This is a genomic window from Streptomyces sp. NPDC057854, from assembly GCF_042797055.1.
GTDB lineage: Bacteria > Actinomycetota > Actinomycetes > Streptomycetales > Streptomycetaceae > Streptomyces.
Map to the genome: position 1 here is coordinate 238886 of NZ_JBHVMF010000003.1, position 16750 is coordinate 255635.

16 protein-coding genes are annotated in these 16750 nt (G+C 75.3%); 9 read left to right on the plus strand and 7 right to left on the minus strand.

The window, feature by feature from the left end; translation table 11 throughout:
- The first annotated feature begins 4 nt into the window (after positions 1-4).
- A complete protein-coding gene (locus tag ACFVQZ_RS07340) occupies positions 5-733 on the plus strand; it encodes an enoyl-CoA hydratase family protein (RefSeq protein ID WP_383620327.1) in 729 nt (242 codons plus the stop codon).
- Complete coding sequence (locus tag ACFVQZ_RS07345; RefSeq protein ID WP_030494901.1) at positions 721-1338, plus strand: TetR/AcrR family transcriptional regulator; 618 nt, start codon at positions 721-723, stop codon at positions 1336-1338. Before ACFVQZ_RS07340 ends, ACFVQZ_RS07345 begins: the two co-directional genes overlap by 13 nt.
- On the opposite strand, the gene ACFVQZ_RS07350 is transcribed toward ACFVQZ_RS07345, so the two are convergent.
- The gene (locus ACFVQZ_RS07350; protein ID WP_383620457.1) at positions 1335-2321 is read right to left on the minus strand and encodes a threonine/serine dehydratase; all 987 of its coding nucleotides are present in this window, start codon (positions 2319-2321) and stop codon (positions 1335-1337) included. The two genes, ACFVQZ_RS07345 and ACFVQZ_RS07350, sit on opposite strands and share 4 nt — an antisense overlap.
- A 42-nt stretch (positions 2322-2363) precedes the next feature.
- Entirely contained in the window at positions 2364-3407 is a 1044-nt protein-coding gene (locus ACFVQZ_RS07355) for a M4 family metallopeptidase (RefSeq protein ID WP_383620329.1), read from the minus strand.
- A 363-nt stretch (positions 3408-3770) separates the two neighbouring features.
- Between ACFVQZ_RS07355 and ACFVQZ_RS07360 the strand changes: the two genes are divergently transcribed.
- Positions 3771-4838 (plus strand): isopenicillin N synthase family oxygenase, encoded by a 1068-nt coding sequence (locus tag ACFVQZ_RS07360; RefSeq protein ID WP_030494898.1) that lies wholly within the window; start codon positions 3771-3773, stop codon positions 4836-4838.
- On the opposite strand, the gene ACFVQZ_RS07365 is transcribed toward ACFVQZ_RS07360, so the two are convergent.
- Complete coding sequence (locus ACFVQZ_RS07365; RefSeq protein WP_030494897.1) at positions 4817-5917, minus strand: citrate synthase 2; 1101 nt, start codon at positions 5915-5917, stop codon at positions 4817-4819. The two genes, ACFVQZ_RS07360 and ACFVQZ_RS07365, sit on opposite strands and share 22 nt — an antisense overlap.
- Before the next feature lie 224 nt (positions 5918-6141).
- Between ACFVQZ_RS07365 and pdxH the strand changes: the two genes are divergently transcribed.
- On the plus strand, positions 6142-6771 hold the full coding sequence (gene pdxH, locus ACFVQZ_RS07370; protein ID WP_383620459.1) for a pyridoxamine 5'-phosphate oxidase: 630 nt from the start codon (positions 6142-6144) through the stop codon (positions 6769-6771).
- A gap of 312 nt (positions 6772-7083) precedes the next feature.
- Here pdxH and ACFVQZ_RS07375 read toward each other — a convergent pair whose 3' ends face one another.
- Both ACFVQZ_RS07375 and ACFVQZ_RS07380 read right to left on the minus strand, forming a co-directional pair.
- Complete coding sequence (locus ACFVQZ_RS07375) at positions 7084-7812, minus strand: ABC transporter permease (protein ID WP_383620461.1); 729 nt, start codon at positions 7810-7812, stop codon at positions 7084-7086.
- 77 nt (positions 7813-7889) lie between these two features.
- On the minus strand, positions 7890-8828 hold the full coding sequence (locus ACFVQZ_RS07380) for an ATP-binding cassette domain-containing protein (RefSeq protein ID WP_030494894.1): 939 nt from the start codon (positions 8826-8828) through the stop codon (positions 7890-7892).
- A gap of 107 nt (positions 8829-8935) precedes the next feature.
- Here ACFVQZ_RS07380 and ACFVQZ_RS07385 point away from each other — a divergent pair, with 107 nt between their 5' ends.
- The 3 genes from ACFVQZ_RS07385 (at position 8936) to ACFVQZ_RS07395 (ending at position 12389) form a co-directional block, all read left to right on the plus strand.
- Positions 8936-10168: a histidine kinase gene (locus ACFVQZ_RS07385; RefSeq protein ID WP_030494893.1), complete on the plus strand. Its 1233-nt coding sequence runs from the start codon at positions 8936-8938 to the stop codon at positions 10166-10168.
- A 120-nt stretch (positions 10169-10288) separates the two neighbouring features.
- On the plus strand, positions 10289-10951 hold the full coding sequence (locus ACFVQZ_RS07390) for a response regulator transcription factor (RefSeq protein WP_030494892.1): 663 nt from the start codon (positions 10289-10291) through the stop codon (positions 10949-10951).
- A 109-nt stretch (positions 10952-11060) separates the two neighbouring features.
- Positions 11061-12389 carry a PAS domain-containing protein gene (locus ACFVQZ_RS07395; protein WP_036414779.1) on the plus strand — a complete coding sequence of 443 codons (1329 nt, stop codon included), beginning with the start codon at positions 11061-11063 and terminating at the stop codon, positions 12387-12389.
- A gap of 77 nt (positions 12390-12466) precedes the next feature.
- On the opposite strand, the gene ACFVQZ_RS07400 is transcribed toward ACFVQZ_RS07395, so the two are convergent.
- Entirely contained in the window at positions 12467-13273 is an 807-nt protein-coding gene (locus ACFVQZ_RS07400) for an SIS domain-containing protein (RefSeq protein ID WP_051787832.1), read from the minus strand.
- Between the two features lie 240 nt (positions 13274-13513).
- Here ACFVQZ_RS07400 and ACFVQZ_RS07405 point away from each other — a divergent pair, with 240 nt between their 5' ends.
- Positions 13514-14203 carry a metal-dependent transcriptional regulator gene (locus tag ACFVQZ_RS07405; protein ID WP_030494889.1) on the plus strand — a complete coding sequence of 230 codons (690 nt, stop codon included), beginning with the start codon at positions 13514-13516 and terminating at the stop codon, positions 14201-14203.
- A gap of 75 nt (positions 14204-14278) precedes the next feature.
- Here ACFVQZ_RS07405 and ACFVQZ_RS07410 read toward each other — a convergent pair whose 3' ends face one another.
- Entirely contained in the window at positions 14279-15052 is a 774-nt protein-coding gene (locus ACFVQZ_RS07410; RefSeq protein ID WP_383620334.1) for a hypothetical protein, read from the minus strand.
- A 626-nt stretch (positions 15053-15678) separates the two neighbouring features.
- Here ACFVQZ_RS07410 and ACFVQZ_RS07415 point away from each other — a divergent pair.
- A complete protein-coding gene (locus ACFVQZ_RS07415; protein WP_383620336.1) occupies positions 15679-16668 on the plus strand; it encodes an alpha/beta fold hydrolase in 990 nt (329 codons plus the stop codon).
- The last annotated feature ends 82 nt before the right edge of the window (positions 16669-16750 follow it).

A 16750-nucleotide genomic window follows, 5' to 3' on the forward strand; every position in this document is an offset into this window, starting at 1 on the left:
CGCCATGACCCTGGTCGCCGTCACCGAGGAGCGGGGGATCGCCACCCTCGCCCTCGACTCCCCGGACACCCGCAACGCCCTGTCGGCCGGACTCGTCGCCGCACTCGGCGAGGCGCTGGCGGCGGCCGGGAAGGACCCCGCCGTGCGGGCGGTGGTCCTCACCCACACGGGCACCACGTTCAGCGCGGGCGCCGACCTGAAGGCGCCGCCGAGCCCGTACGCCTTCGTCGACCTGCTGCGGCAGGTCGTGGAGCTGCCGAAGCCGGTCGTCGGGCACGTCACCGCCGGCGGTCGGGCCCGCGCGGGCGGCCTCGGGCTGCTCGGCGCCTGCGACATCGTGCTCGCGGGGGAGGGCGCGGACTTCGCGCTCACCGAGGTCCGCCTCGGGGTCGCGCCCGCCGTGATCTCGCTGACCCTGCTGCCGCGGCTGGAGCCGAGGGCGGCGGCCCGGCACTATCTGACGGGCGAGCGGTTCGGTGTCCCGGAGGCGCGCGCGATGGGCCTCGTCACGGCCGGCGACGACCAGCTCGACGCCGTCCTGGACGGTCTGCGGGCCGCCTCGCCGCAGGGGCTGCGCGAGGCGAAGCGGCTGGTCACCGCTAGAGTCCTGGAGACCTTCGAGCGCGACGCGGAGGACCTCGTGCAGAGGTCGGCCACGCTCTTCGCCTCCGCCGAGGCGCGCGAGGGCATGACGGCCTTCCTCGAACGACGGGACCCCGAATGGCGGCTGTGACCGCGCCCCGGCCCGGCGGACCCGCGGCGTCCGACCGGAGCCCCAAGCAGGACCGGAGCCGCGCCACCCGGCAGCGGCTCCTGGAGGCCGCCGTGGCGTGCCTCGCCGACTACGGCTGGGCGGGCTCCACGGTGGCCGTCGTCGCCGAACGGGCCGGGGTGTCGCGGGGCGCCGCGCAGCACCACTTCCCGACCCGCGAGGATCTGTTCACGGCGGCGGTCGAGTACGTCGCGGAGGAGCGCTCGCAGGCGCTGCGGGCGCTGCCCACCGACGACCGGGCGCAGACCGTCGCCGCGCTCGTCGGCCTCTACACCGGCCCCCTCTTCCGCGCCGCGCTCCAGCTGTGGGTGGCCGCCGCGCACGAGGACCAGCTCCGCGACCGGGTCGCGGAGCTGGAGGCCCGGGTGGGCCGCGAGTCGCACCGGATCGCCGTCGAGCTGCTCGGTGCCGACGAGTCGCGGCCCGGGGTCCGGGAGACCGTGCAGGGCCTCCTCGACATGGCCCGGGGCCTCGGCCTCGCGACCCTCCTCACCGACGACACCGCCCGCCGCGACCGGGTGGTCGCCCAGTGGGCGCGGCTGATCGACGAGGTGCTGGGCGGCTAGCGGTCCACCCGCCCGGCCGCCTGGCCGCGCAGGCCGAAGCGGTCGGCCCAGGCGGCGACGTCGGCCGTCGTCGTGTTGCCGCCGCAGACGACGAGGCCCAGGCGGGCGTCCGGGCCGACGCGGTCCAGGACCCGGCGGGCGGCCGGGAGGAGGCAGCCGGCGGCGGGCTCGGCCCACACCTTGGCGTGCTCGGCGAGGTCCAGGGTGCCCTGGACGGCCTCCGCGTCCGGCACCGTGAGCACGTCCTCGACCAGCGCGGCCACGTGCGCGTGGGTGAGCGCGGAGACCGCGGGGGCGCTCAGCGTGCTGACCACGGAGGTCAGCTCCACCGGCACCGGGCCCCCGGCGGCCAGCGCCGCCGTCATGGCGTGCGCGCCGTCGGTCTCCACGCCCCAGATCCGCACGCCGGGGCGGCGGGCGCGCAGCGCGGTGGCGACGCCGGCGACGAGCCCGCCGCCGCCGATGCTGACGAGGACGTCGGTGAGGTCCCCGGCGTCGTCGGCGAACTCCAGGCCGACGGTGCCCTGGGCGGCGACGACCAGCGGGTCGTCGAAGGGGTGGACGAGGGTGAGGCCCTGGTCGCACAGCTCGTCCATGAGGGCGAACGCCTCCTTCATGGAGTCGGCGAGGCGCACCTCCGCGCCGGCGGCCCGGGCGCGGTCCACCGCGCGGGCGGGCGCGGACCGGGGCATGACGACGGTGGCGCGGACGCCGAGCGCGCCGGCCATCACGGCGACCGCGATGCCGTGGTTGCCGCCGCTGACGGCGACGACGCCCGCGGCGCGTTCGGCCGGGGCCAGCGCCAGCAGCTTGGCGGCGGCGCCGCGGGCCTTGAACGATCCGGTGCGCTGCAGGAGTTCGAGCTTGACGGTGACGTCGGCGCCGAGCAGGTCGGTGAGACCGGGGCTCGGCAGGGTCGGGGTCCGTACGACGTGTCCGGTGAGGCGTTCGGCTGCGGCTTCGACGTCCGCGACGGTGATCAGCACGCCGTCCACTGTGCCGTACGCCTCCCCGTCGGCGACAGGTCAGATGCCGGGGATCTCCCGGGCCCGGAAAGCGTCGCGCACCGCCGTGGCGGCCTGCGTGCCGTACATGCGCTGTGCGGTGGCGATCGTGGTGCGGGCGGCGGCCTCGAAGCTGGTGTCGGGCGCGAAGCCGAACTGGGCGTTGACGACGATCCGGTCGGCGGTGCGGGCGCCGAGGGCCTGGCGGATGTCGAAGAGGGCGCGGGACCAGATCTCGCCGTCGGCGTGGACCTCGCCCTCGCGGTCGGCGTAGGTCTTGGTGCCGTCGAGGCGGCGCAGGCAGTGCGGGGCGGCGCTGTAGCCGGTGGCGTCCCAGTCGGCGACGCACGCCTCCTCGGCCTTCATGGGCCAGCCGTACTTGGCGACGGCGTGCCGGCCGACGGCGACGGCGAGGTAGTCGCCGAACGCCTCGCCGATGGAGCCGGCCTCGACGGAGGTGCCGAAGCCGGGGACCTGGGCGTGGTGCACGGCGTGGCCGTACTCGTGGAGGATCACCTCGGCGTCCTCGGCGTCGTCCACGCCGCCCTTGCCGAAGCGGATCTCGGCTTTCTTGTCGGTGAAGTAGGAGTTGTCGGCGCCCCACTGGTTGAGGCGGACGGGCTGGACGCGGTCGTTGGCGCCGGGCAGTTCGGTGCCGAAGCCGAGGCTCTGCAGGTACTCCTGGCCCTCGTTGACCCAGAAGTACGCCATGACCTGCTCGAACTCGTCGTCGGAGCGGTCGTACGAGGCGGCCTGGGAGACCTTCGCGGGGTTGCCGGTCTCGGAGCGGACCGTCACCCACTTCCCGGAGAGGCCGCCGCTCGCGTCGAGGTTGCGGAGGGTGGCGAGGGCGTACGCGGAGGCGGGCACGTCGCTCGCGGCGTCCTTGTGGTCGGCGAGGGTCTGGTCGCCGGTGGCCTGCACGGGGTTGACCATGAAGACCCGGCCCTGCGGGGCGGGCGCGGGTGCGGCGGCGCCGGCCGTGGCGGCGGGGGTGAGGGAGGCGGCGGCCAGGGTGACGGCGGCGGCGGCCAGGAGGCGGCGGGCGGTGCGGCGGGCGGTCATGGACATCCTCCTGCGCGGGGACGCGGCGACGAGACGATTGGCATGCGCGTGACATGCGAGGCGGCGATCTTCGCGTACCCGCCGCCCCGGCGGCCAGACCCCCGCCCCCGCCGACCGGTGTGACGCGGGCCACAGGCGATCCGCCGGGGCCGCAGTACGCTGGTCGCATGCCTACGCTCGTACGCCGCCGTCACGTGGACTTCGTCCGCGTCACGAGCATGAGCTGTCGCCGCGCCGCCTGACCCGAGGGGCACCACCAGCCGCCCCGCAGGGTCCCCTCACCGACCCCTGTCGACCGGCACCCGCGGCCCCCGCCCCACCCCGGCGGCCGCCCCGGGACCCGTACACCCCGCGGACGCATCCATGAGCCTCAGCGCACCCCTCGCTGCCCCCACCACCTCGTACGCCTCGCAGCTCCCCATCGTCGACCTCTCCGCCGCCGACCGCGGCCCGCACGCCCGCCGGCTGCTCCACGCCCAGCTGCACTCCGCCGCCCACGACGTCGGCTTCTTCCAGCTCGTCGGACACGGCGTGACCGAGGCCGAGACCCGCGCCCTCACCGACGCCATGCGCGCCTTCTTCGCCCTCCCCGAAGCCGACCGGCGCGCCCTCGACAACCTCAACTCCCCGCACTTCCGCGGCTACACCCGGGTCGGCGACGAACGCACCCAGGGCGCCCGCGACTGGCGCGACCAGCTCGACATCGGCGCCGAGCTGCCCGCCCGCGCCCCCGCCCCCTGGGAGCCCCCCTACTGGTGGCTGGAAGGCCCCAACCAGTGGCCCGAGGCCCTGCCCGAGCTGCGCACGGCCGCCCTCCACTGGATCGACCGGCTCAGCGGCGTCGCCGGGAAGCTGCTGCACGAGCTGCTGGCCTCGATCGGCGCGGCCCCCGACTTCTACGACGACATCTTCGGCCCCCGCGCCCACCCGCAGCTCAAGCTGGTGCGCTACCCCGGCAGCAGCGGCGAGGGCGACGACCAGGGCGTCGGCGCCCACAAGGACTACGGCTTCCTCACCCTGCTGCTCCAGGACCAGGTCGGCGGCCTCCAGGTGCAGCGCGAGGACGGGAACTTCCACGACGTGCCGCCGCTGCCCGGCGCCTTCGTCGTCAACCTCGGCGAACTCCTCGAAGTCGCGACGAACGGCTACCTGATCGCCACCAACCACCGGGTGGTCTCCCCGCCCGGCGCCACCGAGCGGTTCTCCGTGCCGTTCTTCTACAACCCGCGACTCGACGCTCGGATCGCCCCGCTCGACTTCCCGTACGCGGACCGGGCGCCCGGCGTCACGACCGACCCGGCGAACCCGCTGTTCGCCGAGTACGGGAAAAACGCCCTGAAAGGGAAGCTCCGCGCCCATCCGCTGGTCGCGGCGCGGCACCACGCGGAGCTCCTCCTGCACCCGGAGGGTCAGCCGACGATGTCGGCGTAGCCCTCGATCTCGCGCGGGTCCCGCTGGCCGGGGCCCGTGTAGCGGGCCGACGGGCGGACCAGGCGGCCGGTGCGCTTCTGCTCCAGGATGTGCGCCGACCAGCCGGCCGTACGGGCACACGTGAACATCGACGTGAACATGTGCGCCGGGACCTCGGCGAAGTCCAGCACGATCGCCGCCCAGAACTCGACGTTCGTCGCGAGGACGCGGTCCGGACGGCGGTTGTGCAGCTCCTCCAGCGCCGCCTTCTCCAGCGCGGCGGCCACCTCGTAGCGCGGCGCGTCCAGCTCCTTCGCCGTCCGGCGCAGCACGCGGGCGCGCGGGTCCTCGGCGCGGTAGACGCGGTGGCCGAAGCCCATCAGCCGCTCGCCCTTGTCCAGGGCCTGCTTCACGTACGCCGTGGCGTCGCCGGTCCGCTCGATCTCCTCGATCATGCCGAGGACGCGGGACGGCGCGCCGCCGTGCAGCGGGCCGGACATGGCGCCGACGGCGCCGGAGAGGGAGGCGGCCACGTCGGCGCCGGTGGAGGCGATGACGCGGGCGGTGAAGGTGGAGGCGTTCATGCCGTGCTCGGCGGCCGAGGTCCAGTACGCGTCGACGGCCTTGACGTGCTTCGGGTCGGGCTCGCCGCGCCAGCGGATCATGAACCGCTCGACGACCGACTCGGCCTTGTCGATCTCGCGCTGCGGCACCATCGGCAGGCCCTGGCCGCGCGCCGACTGGGCGACGTACGAGAGGGCCATGACGGCGGCGCGGGCGAGGTCGTCGCGGGCCTGCTCGGCGGAGATGTCGAGGAGCGGTTTGAGACCCCACACCGGGGCGAGCATCGCGAGCGCGGACTGCACGTCGACCCGGATGTCACCGGAGTGGACCGGGATCGGGAAGGGTTCGGCGGCCGGCAGGCCGGGGTTGAAGGCGCCGTCGACGAGCAGACCCCACACGTTGCCGAAGGAGACGTGGCCGACGAGGTCCTCGATGTCGACCCCGCGGTAGCGCAGCGCGCCGCCTTCCTTGTCGGGTTCGGCGATCTCGGTCTCGAACGCGACGACTCCTTCGAGGCCCGGTACGAAGTCGGACATCAGGCGGCTCCCTCTATCGATGATCGATCAACCTAACGGCGGTCGCTGGCGGGACTGAACAGTCATCCAGCGGTCGAGTCTGTACGGTTCCGATGATGCGGGGAAGCGTGACATCCGGCACACTGCGCCGAACCGGCGACGGAGGATTGGCGCCACGTCCTGGCGGGCAGACTGGGGTGCTGCGGCAGGATGGCCCCGTGACCGACGCCCTGGACCCCGCCGACATGCGCGAGCAGTACCGCACCAAGGAACTCACCCCGGCCGATCTGGCGCCCGATCCGGTCCAGCAGTTCGGGGCCTGGTTCAAGGAGACCGCCGCCAGTCCGGCGATCCACGAGCCCAACGCGATGGTCGTCTCCACCGCGACCCCCGACGGCCGCCCGTCGTCCCGCACGGTCCTGCTCAAGCACTACGACGACGCCGGCTTCGTCTTCTTCACCAACTACGGCTCCCGCAAGGGCACCGAACTCGCCGCCAACCCGTACGTGTCGCTGCTCTTCCCCTGGCACCCGCTGGCCCGCCAGGTCATCGTCACCGGCCGCGCCGCCCGCACCGGCCGCGACGAGACCGCCGCCTACTTCCGCACCCGCCCGCACGGCTCCCAGCTGGGCGCCTGGGCGAGCGAGCAGTCCTCGGTGATCGCCTCCCGCGACGCGCTCCTGGCGCGCTACGACGAACTCGCCGCCCGCTACCCCGAGACCGAGCAGGTCCCGGTGCCCCCGCACTGGGGCGGCTTCCGGGTCGTGCCGGACACGGTCGAGTTCTGGCAGGGCCACGAGAACCGCCTGCACGACCGCCTCCGCTACGTGCGGGACGCCGGCGGCGGCTGGAGCGTGGAGCGCCTGGCCCCGTAGCGGTACGGGGGGTCGCCCCGGCGCGGAAACGGCGCGGGAACGCAGACGACCCGTGGGCCTTGGTCCCGTCCGCCTAGGTTCGGACGGGAGCCGGCCGGACTGACCGGCGGCCCACGGGTCGGGTGACTGCTGGGGTTTCGGCAGCTTGCCTGCCGAGGTGCACTTCGTGCGACGGCAGGCGCTAGCCCGCAGTCACCTCACGAGTCCGAAAAGAAACCATTTTTTCGGATCACCTCCTTTCGCGTGTACCCACACCCTACGAACCTCCCGGCAGCGCGACAAGCGATTTACGCGCGCCCGTCCCCGGGGGCCTCACGCGTCCCTGCGGCGCAGCGCCCACCAGCCCGCCAGCAGGGCCGCGGCGGCCCAGAGGGCGGTCACGCCGAGGCCCGTCCAGGCGGTCAGGTCGCCGGTCGGCGTCTGGTAGAGGACACGGGTGCCGGCCTGGTCGGGCAGGTACTGGGCGGCGCCGGACGCGATGTCGCCGAGGACGAACGGCAGCATCAGCAGGGCCGGGACCAGGATGCTCAGCGAGCCGACGGCGCTGCGGAGCAGGAACGTGAGGCCGAAGGCGAGCAGGGCTATGAGGGCGAGGTAGAGGCCGGCGCCGAAGCAGCCGCGCAGGGCGCCCGGCGCGCCGATGCCGATCGCGTGCTCGCCGGCGAACGCCTGGCCCGCGAAGAACGCGGCGAACGACGTCACCAGCCCCACGGCGAGCGCGGCGCCGCCGACCACCGCCGCCTTCGCCGCGTACAGCAGGCCCCGGCGCGGCACGGCGGCCAGCGAGTTCCGCAGGGCGCCGTTCAGGTACTCGGAGGAGACGGCGGTCGCGCCGAAGGCGATGGCCGCGATCTGCGCGAAGTTGGTGTGGAACAGGGCCCGGAACACCGGGTCGCCCTTGCCGTCCGGCTCGGGCCCGCCCACGCTCACGTACAGCAGCAGGTTCATGGCGAGGCCGACCGCGAGGACGGCGACGAGCGAGCCGAAGCTCGACCGGACCGACCGGATCTTGATCCACTCGGAGCGGAGCACGGCGGGCACGGTGACGGCGGCGGTGGCGTTGGGCTTGGCGGTGCCGGTGGTGGCGGTGGCGGTGCCGGTGGGCGTGGCGGGCACGGTCAGACCTCCTGGGGAGTGCGGGCGGTGAACTGGGCGGCGTCGGAGGTGAGCGAGAGGTACGCCTGCTCCAGCGACGCCCGCTCGTCGGCGAGTGCGAAGACCGGGATGCCCTCGCGGGCGGTGACCGCGCCGATCTCCTCGGCGGAGGCGCCCTCCACCACCCACCGGCCGTCCTCGTCGGCGGAGTCCGCGACGGTCCAGCCCCGCCCGGCCAGCACGGTCCTCAGCCGCTGCGGGTCCCCGGTCCGCACCCGCACCCGCGCGTGGCTGTGGGCGTCGATGAAGTCCCGCAGCGGCACGTCCGCGAGGAGCCGGCCGCGGCCCAGGACCACCAGGTGGTCGGCGAAGGTCGCCGTCTCGTTCATGAGGTGGCTGGAGACCAGCACCGCGCGGCCCTCGGCGGCGAGCCGGCGCAGCAGCCCGCGGATCCAGACGATGCCCTCCGGGTCCAGGCCGTTGGCCGGCTCGTCCAGCATCAGCACCTCCGGGTCGCCGAGGAGCGCGGCGGCGATGCCGAGGCGCTGCCGCATGCCGAGCGAGTAGCCGCGGATCCGGCGGCGGGCGGCCGGCTCCAGCCCCGTCTCGGTCAGCACCTCGTCGACCCGGCGGGCCGGCAGCCCGTTCGCCGCGGCGAGGAAGCGGAGGTGGTCGCGCCCGGTCCGGGACGGGTGCGCGGCCTGCGCGTCGAGGAGGGCGCCGACCGTGCGCAGCGGCTCGCCGAGCGCCGGATAGGGCCGGCCGCCGACGGTGGCGGTGCCGGAGGTGGGGCGGTCGAGACCGAGGACGAGCCGCATGGTGGTGGACTTCCCGGCCCCGTTCGGGCCCAGGAACCCGGTGACGCGGCCCGGTTCGACGCGGAACGTGAGGTCGTCCACGGCCCGTGTCGTGGTCCTGCCGCCGTACTCCTTGGTGAGGTTCGTGATCTCGATGCTGGTCATGGCTCAAGACTCGCGTCCGGACGGCCCCCGGCCATCCCCTGCCCGGGGGGACCGTCTCCCCCGTGCGGGGGAGCCGCCGCCGGACCACCCCCTGAGAAGATCAACAGATGCCCGCACAGCCGCAGTTCCTCCCGACGCTCGCCCGGCCGCTCGGCCGCGCGGTCACGTACACCCGGTGGCTGCACCTGCTGATCGGCGCGGTCGTGCCGCTCGGCGTCGGCCTCATCTACCCCGGCCTGTCCGCGCCCGGGATCGTGGACTGGCTGATCGTGGCGGCCCTCCCGGCCCCGCTGGTCGCGGCGGTCGCGCTGGTGCCGTCGGCCCGCCGCGCCGAGGGCCTGCAGGCGCGCCTGATGCTCGTCCCGGGCAAGCACGCGCGCGTGCGGCGCGTGACGGACGCCGCCGCCGGCATCTCGGCGGCGCCGTCGGTGTCGTGGACGGACCGCGGACGGACGGCCCTGTGGCTGCTGTTCCGGCTGGAGGCGGGCCTGGCCTCCTGGCTCGTGACGATCTGGCTGCTCCAGTGCGCGCTGGTGCTGTCGGGCGTGTCCGTGGAGGAGCCGGTGCTGGCCGCGCTGACGCCCTCCCCGGACCTGGGCCTGCCGGTCCTCGCGCCGCTGCCGGTCCTCGCCCTGCTCGCGGCGGTGGTCGGCGGCGGCCGGCTGGCCGCGCGGGTCGCGCGCCGGCTCCTCGGCCCGTCGGTGAAGGAGCGCATGACGGCCCTGGAGGAGCAGACGGAACGGCTCCTGGAGCGCAACCGGATCGCCCGCGAGCTCCACGACTCCCTGGGGCACGCCCTCACCCTCGCGGTGGTCCAGGCGGGCGCCGCGCGGGCGGCGAACGACCCGGACTTCACCGACCGGGCGCTCGCCACGATCGAGGAGGCCGGGCGGGCGGCCCTGGAGGACCTGGAGCGGGTGCTGCTCCTGCTCCGCGAGACGGGCCGGCCGCGCGGCGCGAGCCCCGGCCTGGACGAGGCCGTCCGGCTGCTGGACTCGGCCCGCTCCTCGGGCGCGCGGGTGTCGGCCGAGATCACCGGCCCGGTGGAGGAGCTGCCGGGACCGGTGTCGCGGGAGGCGTACCGGATGCTCCAGGAGGCGCTGACGAACGCGCTGCGGCACGCGGGCCCGGTGCCCGTCGAGGTGCGGGTGGCGGCGGAGCGGTCCCGGCTGCGGCTGCGGGTCGCGAACCCGCTGCCGGACGGCCGCCCGCCGGCCGTCCCCGGCTCCGGCAGCGGCCTGCGCGGCATCCGCGAACGGGCCGCGCTGCTGGGCGGCGAGGCGAAGGCGGGCGCGAAGGACGGCGAATGGCGGGTCACGGTGACCCTGCCCCTGCGCTGACCCCCGCCCGCGACCGCCGCACCGGCCCGCCCCCGCCCGCGACCGCCGCACCGGCCCCCCCGCCCGTGACCGCCGCACCGACCCGCCCCGCCCCGCCACCGCTGCGCCTAGGCTGACCGGATGACGATCAAGGTCCTTCTCGTGGACGACGAACCCCTCGTGCGGGCGGGCCTGCGGGCCGTCCTGGAGGCCCAGCCCGACATCGAGGTGGTGGGCGAGGCGGCGGACGGCGCCGCCGTCATCCCGCTGGTGCGGAGCCTGCGCCCGGACGTCGTGGCCATGGACGTCCGGATGCCGCTGATGGACGGCATCGAGGCGACCCGGGCCGTCCTCCGTACGGTCGAATCCCCGCCGAAGATCCTCGTGGTGACGACGTTCGAGAACGACGAGTACGTGTACGGCGCCCTCCGCGCGGGCGCCGACGGCTTCCTGCTGAAGCGCGCCCGGCCCGCCGAGATCGTCCACGCGGTGCGGCTGGTCGCGGAGGGTGACTCGCTGCTCTTCCCGGCGGCCGTACGCGACATGGCGGCGTCGTACGCCCAGGACCGCCCCGACAACGAGGCCCGTGAGGCGCTGCGGCGGGCGCGGCTGACGGACCGGGAGGAGGACGTCCTCCGGCTGATGGCGCGGGGTCTGTCGAACGCGGAGATCGCGGCCCGGCTGGTCGTCGGCACGGAGACGGTCAAGTCCCACGTGAGCGCGCTCCTCGCCAAGCTGGGCGCCCGCGACCGCACGCAGGCGGTCATCGCCGCGTACGAGTCGGGCTTCGTCTCGCCGACGTGATCCCGCCGTCCTCGCCGCCGGCACGATCCGTTTCGCCGAACCCGGTGTGTTCTGGGTCACGTTCCAGTTGAATGGCCTGCGTCAGGGGGGTTACCGGGGGGAGTTCCAGGTGAGTGCCTTCACGGGGTCCGCGCGGGACACCGCTTCCGTGCCGGGGGCGGGCGGCGATCTGCTGGCCGCGCTGCTCGACGGGATGGACGCGGCGCTGTGCGCGCTGGACGCGGGCGGGACGGTGACGCACTGGAACCGCGAGGCCGAGCGGATTCTCGGCTGGCCGGCGGCGGAGGCCGTCGGGCGGCGCGGTTTCGACGGCTGGGCGGCGCGCAGCGCGGACGCGGAGGAGACGCTGGCCCGGGTGATGGGCGCCATGCGGACGCCGGGCCGGCAGGTGCACGAGCTGGCGCTGCTCCGCAAGGACGGCGGCCGGGTGCTGGTGCGCAGCCAGTCGGCGGGGGTGCGAGACGCCGACGGGCGGCCGGCGGGCGTGTACTGCGCGTTCAGCGAGGTGCACGTGCAGATCGACCTGGAGCGGTCGATCGCGCTGAGCGAGGCGCTGTTCGACGACGCGCCCTGGGGCGTCGTGCTGATCGACGCCGACCTGCGCCCGGCGGTCGTCAACGGCTACGCGGCCCGGGCGATCGGCACCGGCCGCACGACGCTGCTCGGACGCCCGCTGGGCGACGTCGTCGCCGGGGGAGTGGAGGAGCTGGAGGGCGCGCTTCAGCACGTCCTCGCGGAGGGCGGGCCGCCGGCGCCGGCGGACCTGTGGGTGACGCTCGCGGCGGCGGCCCCGGGCGCGGGGGAGCGGCGGCGGTGCCTGCGGAGCGGGTTCGTGCGGCTGGCGTCGCCGATGACGGAGGAGCCGGTGCCGCTGGGGGTGGCGTGGCTCTTCCAGGACGTGACGCGGGAGCGGCTGGCGGCGCGGGAGGCGGACCGGACCCGGTTCCGGTGGAGCCAGCTGCACCGGGCGGGCGTGGCGGCGGCGGAGTACGCGGACCCGGCGGAGGCGGTGGCGGTGCTGCTGGACTTCGCGCTGGCGGGGTTCGCGGACCACGGCCTGGTGGACCGGGTGGCGGGCGACCGGCGGCTCACGCGCGCGGTGGCGTCCCCGGCGGGCGCCCCGGACGGCGACGGCCTCGGCGGCGGTTTCCCGCAGCGGTACGGCCCGGAGCACCCGGCGCTCCAGGCGTGGGACCGCGCGGGGTCGGTGCGGGTGAGCGCGGGCCGGGACGCGGCCGGGTGGGCGGCGGAGCGGCACTGGCCGGCGGACGCGGCGCACGCGCTGTGCGCGGCGCTGCGGTCCCGGGGCCGTACCGTCGGCGTCCTGACCTTCCTGCGGACGGCGGCGCGCGGCGGCTTCGACCAGCAGGACGCGCTCTACGCGGAGACGGTCGCGGCCCGCGTGGCGGCGGCACTGGACGCACCGCCGCTGTCGTGAACCCGCCGCTCCCGTGCACCACCCGCGTCCGTCGCGGGGCGCGGGCCGCCGGGCTCGGTGCCGGAAGAGGACCGGGCTCAGTGCCGGTAGAAGATCCGGTCCTTGTACTCGGTCATCACGCGCCCGTTCCACTCGTGCCCGCCGTCGACGTTGCCCGAGCGCAGCAGCGGCGGCTCGATGCCCCGCCGGACCAGCTCCTCGGCGGCGGCGGCCAGGGTGGCCTGCATGAGGGCGCTGGTGACGACGGTGGAGGCGGGCGCGAAGGGCGCCTCGATGCCCTCGTGGGTGAGCTCCGCGTCGCCGACGGAGATCTTCGAGTCGAGGACGATGTCGCAGTGGTCCTTGAGGTACGTCCCCGACACGTGCCGGGACCGCGTCTCGCTCGCGTACGCCACGGAGGTGACGCCGACGACGGTGAGGCCGAGCGCGCGGGCGTTCATGGCCATCTCGACGGGCAGGGCGTTGCGGCCGGACAGGGAGATGATGAAGAGGACGTCGCCGGCGGAGGCGGGCGAGGAGTCGAGGACGGCTCCGGCGAGCCCGTCGACGCGCTCCAGGGCGGAGCCGAGCGTCGCCGGCATGACGTCGACGCCGACGACGCCGGGGACGGCGAGCAGGTTCATCAGGGCGAGGCCGCCGGCCCGGTAGACGACGTCCTGGGCGGGGAGCGAGGAGTGCCCGGCGCCGAAGGCGAAGAGCCGGTTGCCGCGCGCGACGGCCTCGGCGACGGCCGCCCCGGCGGCGGCGATCTCGGCCGCGTCCTCGTCGCGGACCCGCTGGAGGAGCCCGATCGCCGCGTCGAAGAACCGTCCCGCCAGCTTGCTCTCCGCCGCCCCCGCGGCGCCGTCGCCGTGTCCGGTGGTTCCGCCCGCGTACTCGCCCATGTGAGGAAGCTCCTTCTTCGTCGAGGTCGCCGTCGAATCGCCGTTGAATCGCCGTCGAACGGCCGTCGAATCGCCGCTCACGGTGCGGTCTGGACCATTGCTCTGTCAATACCGCCCATACTGCCTCCGCCGCCCCGGTGTCCCCAGTTCTCCCGGTCCGGGGCCGGGGCGGCCCGGTTGTCGGCCGGATGCGCAAGAATTGGTGGAGGGCCAGCGCACGACTTCCATCGAGGGGCACGAATGTCCGGACTGATCGACACCACGGAGATGTATCTCCGCACCATCCTGGAGCTGGAAGAGGAAGGTGTGGTCCCGATGCGTGCCCGGATCGCCGAGCGACTCGACCAGAGCGGCCCCACGGTGAGCCAGACGGTCGCCCGCATGGAGCGGGACGGCCTGGTCGCCGTGGCGAGCGACCGCCATCTGGAGCTGACCGAGGAGGGCCGCCGGCTCGCCACCCGCGTGATGCGCAAGCACCGGCTCGCCGAGTGCCTGCTGGTCGACGTGATCGGCCTGGAGTGGGAGCAGGTCCACGCGGAGGCGTGCCGCTGGGAGCACGTGATGAGCGAGGCCGTGGAGCGCCGCGTGCTGGAGCTGCTGCGCCACCCGACGGAGTCGCCGTACGGCAACCCGATCCCGGGCCTGGAGGAGCTGGGCGAGAAGGCCGAGGCCGAGTCCTTCCTCGACGACTCGATGGTGTCGCTGGCGGACTTGGACGCGAGCGGCGGCAAGACGGTCGTCGTCCGCCGCATCGGCGAGCCGATCCAGACGGACGCCCAGCTCATGTACACGCTGCGGCGGGCGGGCGTGCAGCCCGGCTCGGTCGTGTCGGTGTCGGAGTCGCCGGGCGGCGTGCTGGTCGGCAGCAGCGGCGAGGCGGCGGAGCTGGACGCGGAGGTCGCGGCGCACGTCTTCGTCGCGAAGCGCTGACGCCCCTGTCCCCCACAGGGGGCGGCAGGACGACGGGCCCGGGGCCGCGCGGGAGCGCCCCGGGCCTTCGCGCGCCTACAGGTAGGGCGCGAGCGCGCCCCACAGGCCGAGCGCCAGGATGCCGCCGGCGCAGACCGCGCCGAGGGCGTGCTTGAGGACGGTCGCGTACGCCGGTTCGACGGCCGCGTGGCGGGCCGGCGGGTTCTCGGGGTCGTACACGACGTGGATCTCGGCGGTCGGCCGGTTGGCGCCGTACGAGGTCTTCAGCTCGTTGCCGCTCGCGTCGGTGAAGGTGTAGTGGCTGGCCTTCCGGCCGTTGGGGAGGTACGCGCGCGTGGCGACGACCGTGATGCCCCGCCGCGCGAGCAGCACCCGGTCCCGGACGCTGACACCCACGACCACCAGCCACATGCCGCCGAGCAGCAGGCCGGGGACCGCGCCGAACGCCGCCGCGCCCATGCCCTCGCCGTGCGCGGAGGCGGTCCACCAGACGTAGCCGGCGTACGCCCCGAGGAAGCCGAGTACGCCCAGCCACACCGCCCACCGGGGGATCGAGTGCGCGGTCTCCTCGGTGGTGAGGAGGGCGCTGCCGGCGGGGTCGCGCCGCTCGGGCAGGGCGGCGGTGACGGCGGCGCGGAAGGCGGGCGCGGAGTACGTGTTGCCGTCCGGGAGCGGGCGGGTGGCGCCGTCGGTGAGGACGAGCACGAGCGATGTCGCGCCGGTCTGCCGGACCTCCTCGACGGCGGCGAGCGGCACGGTCGTGCGGACGCGGTCCCGCTCGATCGTGAGGTGGTCGCTCCGCAGGATCGCGATGTGGTCGCCCTGGGCGAGGACTTGGGGGCTCAGCATGCCCACGTCGACCCGCGAGGCGGCACGACGGTTGTACGCCCCCGGCCTCGATCCGGCCGCGATCCGGCCTCGGCCCGGTCGCGGACGGGCGACGCACCGCCCGCGACCGGCTCGCGAACGGCCCGTGAGCCGCCCCGCGAACGGCCCGTGACCGCACCGGAGTCCACCGCGCGCCCCGTTTTACGCCGGAATGGCTCCGCGCGTGCCCTCGGCGTGCCACGCTGGAGCGAGCTGCGTGCGCTGCGTGATGCGCGGAAGGGTGGGGCCATGCGACCGACAGGGGCCGTACGCCGACTGCCGCGCGTCCGGGCCGGGTTCGCGCGCCGGCCGCGGGTCCCGGTGGGGGCCGGCGGTGGGGCGCGCCGGGCGACAGAGGGCCCCGGCGCCGTGTGGCGCCGGGGCCTGTCCTCCCCTGTTCCGACCTGGAGCCCCGAGCTCTCAAGGTCGGTCCCCTCGGACCGTTTTCCCCGAGCGGTCCGCCTCCCGTTGAAGATCTCCCCTCGGCAGCGCGCGCCAATCCTTGAGGCCCGTCACTCGAACGAGGGGTGTTGCGTGGCAGAAGCGCATTTTCGAATGTGGGTTCGATAGTCTGGCGGGGTTCGACGGGAAAGAGGGGGTGCCAGATCATGGCGCGACGACTCGACGTCACCGGAGCCGACGGCATCCGGCTGGCGGCCTGGGACTTCACGGCCGGCGCGGCGGCGGGGCAGGGCGGCACGGCCTCCGGGCCGGAGCGGGCCCGCCCGCGCCCGGGCGTCCCGCGCGCCGTGGGCATCGCCCGCCAGCCCTCCGGCCCGGAGGACCGCCCCACGCCCCCCGCCCCGGCCGGGCCCCCGGCGGCGGCGTCCGGCGCGCCGGTCTTACTGCTCCACGGCCTGATGGGCCACGCGGGCCACTGGGCCCCCGCCGCCCGCCTGCTGCCCGGCGGGCTCCGCGCGATCGCGCTCGACCAGCGCGGCCACGGGGCGAGCGAGAAGCCCCGCGGCGGACCCTTCACCCGCGAGGCGTACGTCGCGGACGCGGCGGCCGTCGTCGAGCGGCTCGGCCTCGGCCCCGTCACCCTCGTCGGCCACTCCATGGGCGCCCTGACGGCCTGGCAGCTGGCCGCCGAGCGCCCCGACCTGGTCCGCGCCCTCGTCATCTGCGACATGCGGGCCTCCGCGCTCGGCGCGGCCTCGCAGCGCGCCTGGCAGGACTGGTTCCGGGGCTGGCCGGCGCCCTTCCCGAGCCTCGACGCCGTGCACCGCTGGTTCGGCGCGGACGACCCGTGGGTGGAGACGCCGAACCCCGCGCGGGGCGCCTTCTTCGCCGAGGTCATGACCGAGCGCGCGGACGGCTGGCACCCCGTCTTCGACCCCGCCCAGATGCTGACCTCCCGCGAGACCTGGGTCCACGACGCCCACTGGGACTCGCTGGCCCAGGTCCGCTGCCCCGCCCTCGTCGTCCGCGGCCTCGACGGCGAACTCGGCCGCGCCGAGGCCCAGGAGATGGTCCGCGTCCTCCCGCACGGCGCGTACGCGGAGATCCCCGACGCCGGCCACCTCCTCCACTACACCCACCCGGAAGCCTGGGCGGAAGCGGTGGGCCTTTTCCTGGCGGGCGCCCTGACCCCCTGACGAGTACGCCGACGGGGACGGCCACGGACCCCTGGCCGTCCCCGACCGTACCCCCTTGCCGTACCCCCCCCTTGTCGTACCC